The organism is Patescibacteria group bacterium (assembly GCA_041661625.1).
In the GTDB taxonomy this organism is placed as follows: Bacteria; Patescibacteriota; Patescibacteriia; order JAHIZJ01; family JAHIZJ01; genus JBAZUB01.
This window is the reverse complement of record JBAZUB010000016.1, coordinates 1-4,439: the sequence shown is the minus strand read 5'-3', so window position 1 is coordinate 4,439 and position 4,439 is coordinate 1. Positions and strand designations below refer to the sequence as shown.

Annotated in this window: 1 protein-coding gene; it reads left to right on the top strand. The window is 51.3% G+C overall.

Annotation, left to right across the window (positions count from 1 at the left end):
* Positions 1–94: 94 nt before the first annotated feature.
* Positions 95–4,439, top strand: a 4,345-nt coding sequence (locus WC734_06450) for a hypothetical protein (protein ID MFA6198757.1), incomplete at its 3' end; no start/stop codon positions are given.

The following is a 4,439-nucleotide window of genomic DNA, read 5'->3' as shown; positions in this document are numbered from 1 at the left end:
TTCTCTGGCAGGACTTAAGGAAAATAGTACGGATACGGCAAACGCTGGGTATTTGGCATTTTCAACCAATAATGGAGGTGCATTAACTGAATGGATGAGAATACAATCAAGCGGCAACGTCGGCATCGGGACGACGAATCCTGGTACGAAGTTAGACGTAATTGGGACAAAAAACACAGGAACGGGGAACTACAAAGACCGCGGTGTTCTTACTGTCAGAGATGACACGGCTCTCGCAGCGGGGACTGGCGGGACGATTGTGTTCCAAGCAAAAGCTGAGACGGGGGGGACATATGCACACCAGGCAATGATTGAGGCGCAGAGGAACAATGCGAACAATTGGGAATACGCATCAAGCCTGCTCTTCTATACGAGACCAGAGACAGGTGACATCGCAGAGAGGATGAGAATAACAAGCACCGGCAACGTCGGCATCGGGACGACGAGTCCGGGGGCACCTCTTCAAGTCGGAAATGCAGCTGCCCAAAATATTTTATTCAATCAGGACTCTGCTACTTTGACCGATTTCAGGTGGGCGACCGACGCCAGAGTTAGAATTTCTACAAATGCTTACACCACTTTTGGTTCAACATACGCGGCGACTTACGGTGACTCAGGTATTCGTTTAGGACAATCTGATACCGGCTATAGTTATATCGTTGGTGGTACGAATTTGTTGTTGAATCCAGTGAGCGGCAACGTCGGCATCGGGACGACGGGGCCGGCGAATAAATTGCAAGTTACTGACGCGACAGCGGCGCAGGCATTATTTAGTGGTTGGGATGAAACTACTGGAGCATATCATCAAAGCGGACAAATCTTATTGGGCGACACTGTAGCTTATCAGGGCAGATTGCATTATAATTCAGGCGGAAATTTGTATTTGGATAATTCATATAATAATGATGCAGGAAATATATATATTAGAACTAAAACGGCTGGCACGGCGGTAAATGCGGTCTCTATTTTAGGAAGCGGCAACGTCGGCATCGGGACGACGAGTCCGGGGGAAAAACTTAATATTAACGGCAATCTCGCCCTGGAAAATCAGGGAATAATGAAACTCTACGAATTGCGGACGAGCGGCGTGAATTATTCCGGCTTTAGAGCCAGCTCTACCATGGCCTCGGACGTTACCTGGAGTTTGCCGGCCGCCGAAGGAACGACCGGGCAATCGCTCCTGACCAACGGATCAGGCAGTCTCTACTGGGGCGATTCCAGCTCGGTTTCGGCCTTAGACGATTTAACCGACGTAGATACGGCCGGCGTGGCCTATGGAGGACTAATCTACTATAACGGCGCGAGCTGGGAAGATATCGCCACCTCGTCCCTGAATATTTTAACAGACGGCGCGACCGGGTTGGATTACAATACGGGAACAGGGGTTATTTCCTTGACCGGCGGATATTCCATACCGCTCACCGCTTCAACCACCGAATGGGCAACGGCTTATTCCTGGGGAAATCATGCGTCGGCCGGATATATAACGGACGGAAATACCGGCTGGGACAACTCTTACGGGCTGATTACTTTATCTTCTCTTTCCGCGACTTCTCCTATCGCTTACGACAACGGGACAGGAGTTATTTCGGTCGCGCCGCTTTATAATATTCCTTTAACGGCTTCCACTACGAACTGGAACGCTTTTTACGATGCTCCGTCCAGCCGGATTACCGACGGAGATCACCTTACCTGGAGCGGAAATATTTTAAATGTTGATGATGACTGGTATAACGCTATTTCCGATATTTCCCTGGATAAAGGCTACATGATTATCGGCGGAGACAACGGATTAGCCCAGGCGACATCCAGCCTGTTTATGAGTTCAACCGGATTTGTCGGGATTGGGACGACAACGCCTGCTTCAAAACTTTCTGTCTTTTCTTCGGTTGGCAACCAGCTGACGATTGCTTATGACGCAACGCATTACGCTGATTTTCTCGTCAATAGCGCCGGAAATTTAAGCATCACTCCGAACGTGGCCGGAGCCATGACGACGATAGGAAGCGGCGCGGACGTGGCGTTGAAAATTGATAATAACGGCAACGTCGGCATCGGGACAACCTCTCCGAATCAAAAACTCTCCATCTATAATAATGCCGCTGATTCGGCAATTGAATTCAGTTCAGCTTCGGGCGCGAACTACAAATGGACCATGGGCCTTGATTACACTGACGGCAGTTTCCGAATCGCATCATCCAGCGCTTTAGGAACGAATGACCGGTTTGTAATTAACGGGAACGGGAACGTCGGCATCGGGACGACGGATCCGGGGGCGAAGTTGGAAGTCGTAGGAGGAATAAAAACAAGCTTTTCACCTGCTAACGCAACCCCGTCATTATATGGCGACAATAGTTTTATTATTGGCATTGATCAAAACAATAATAACGCCGGTGGAGATTATTTTTCTATCATTAACGGTGCTGGAGATAGGGAAATGGTAAGAGTTCAAGGAAACGGCAACGTCGGGATCGGAACGACGAGTCCATTGGCGCGGTTGTCTATTCAGGGGGATGGAACAAATCCAATTTTTGGTTTGGCTGACGGAACCGGCGCCAGCAAGGTAACGGTATTAAACAACGGCAACGTCGGCATCGGGACGACGACGCCGGGGCAAAAACTGGAAGTTAACGGCAGTATCAGGATCACGGCCGGTTCCGGGGGCGGCTTGATATTCAGCGATGGCTCGAGTATGACCGCGGCCGCGGCCACCGCGACGGGCTACACCAGCACGACTGATCTCAACTTCGCGGCGGACTCCGACGCCAATGGATCGGGTGTGATGACTTTCGCGACCCATGGCGCAGAAAGAGTGCGCGTTGACAACACCGGCAACGTCGGCATCGGGATGACCAATCCAGCCCAAAAACTGGATGTCGACGGGGCTGTAGGTCTTAGATATAGCGGCAGTGACGTTGTAAACTTATATCCAAACACCGGCGCTACGGAAATGGCCGCAAGTCTCAGTGGAGTTTACGCAACAGGAAAATTGCGAACGGCTCTGGATATCCGGCCTCCGTCTCAAAGCTGGGGGGCGGCTAACGCGGTCACAGAATTAACCGTTTACGGATACGGAGATGGCAGTGGAGACTACGCCAGATTAAACTTCGGTAAAAACAGCTTCCCGACGACCAGCGTATCCGACCCTTTTAATATTAGTATTGAAACCGGCGGAAGTTACGCGATGAGACCGCTGACAATCGGCCTGCAAGACCACACTACTGGCTGGAATCGTCAGACAATTACCATTTCCCCGGTAGACGGCTCAATGATCTTGGGAGAATATGCCGCCAAAGCGCCAAGTGAAAGCGTCATAGACTATGACCCTATTGATATTCTGGTGCTTCATCCGCCGACTCTGGTTGCTACGGGAATGAAAGATTCGCACGCATTGGTTTTCAGCGGAAACAGCTATTCTGGTTCCGCGCACAGAGCGGACTGGAAAATGTTTACCAATGTCCTGGATACCAGCGCGACATCCAACCTTGTTTTCCAGACCAGAACCGACAGCAACGCTTACGCGACGAAAATGGTTATTTCCGACGGCGGCAACGTCGGCATCGGGACAACGAGTCCGTTTACACCACTTACTGTTATAGCTAATGCTTCATCCAAATTGGGTTTGGCTATGGTAGAAAATGGAAGTACTAAAGGGCTTGAGCTTGGTGTTAATTTAGGGGAAGGATTTATTCAAGCGTGGGACAGAACTAATTCTGCTGCGTTTCCGTACTATTTTGCAGGGACTAGTATTAGCTTTCTTACTGGAGGTGTTAATCCTTCCACGGACAGAAAGATGACGATCACAAGTACTGGCAACGTCGGCATCGGGACGACGACGCCGACCTCGGGTTTGCATATTGGTTCGGTCGCGGCGGGCAAAAAGGTCATGATCGCCAACGGGGCGCTGTGCGTGGATAATAACGACAGCTGCGCCGGAGCGACCGCCGGAACGATTTACGCCGTCAACGGAACGGTTCAGGGCGCGGACTACGCCGAATATTTTTACAGCGCCGATACCCGTCTGAAACCTGGCGAAGTTGTCTGCGTTGACGTGGAACGCGATAACGCCGTTGAAAGATGCGACCGGGGGCATGACAATAATATCATGGGCATAGTTTCAACCAACCCGTCCATCACCGGAAATAACTCCCCGGCTGTTGAGTCTGACCCCGCCCATTACGCCGTTATCGGCATGCTCGGCCAGGTTGACGCTTTTGTCTCAGCCGAAAACGGTCCGATCCGCGTCGGCGACTCCCTTACCTCCGCCTCCTCAACCCCCGGCTACGCAATGCGGGCCGACGCCGGAGACTCAACAGTCGGCGTAGCGCTGGAAAGCCTTGAATCGGGGGATGGAAAAATAAAAGTTCTGATCTCCCGCCGGAATAAATCGCTCGCCGTTGAGCAGGTGGAACAGCTCGTAACCGACCGGATCGCCAATA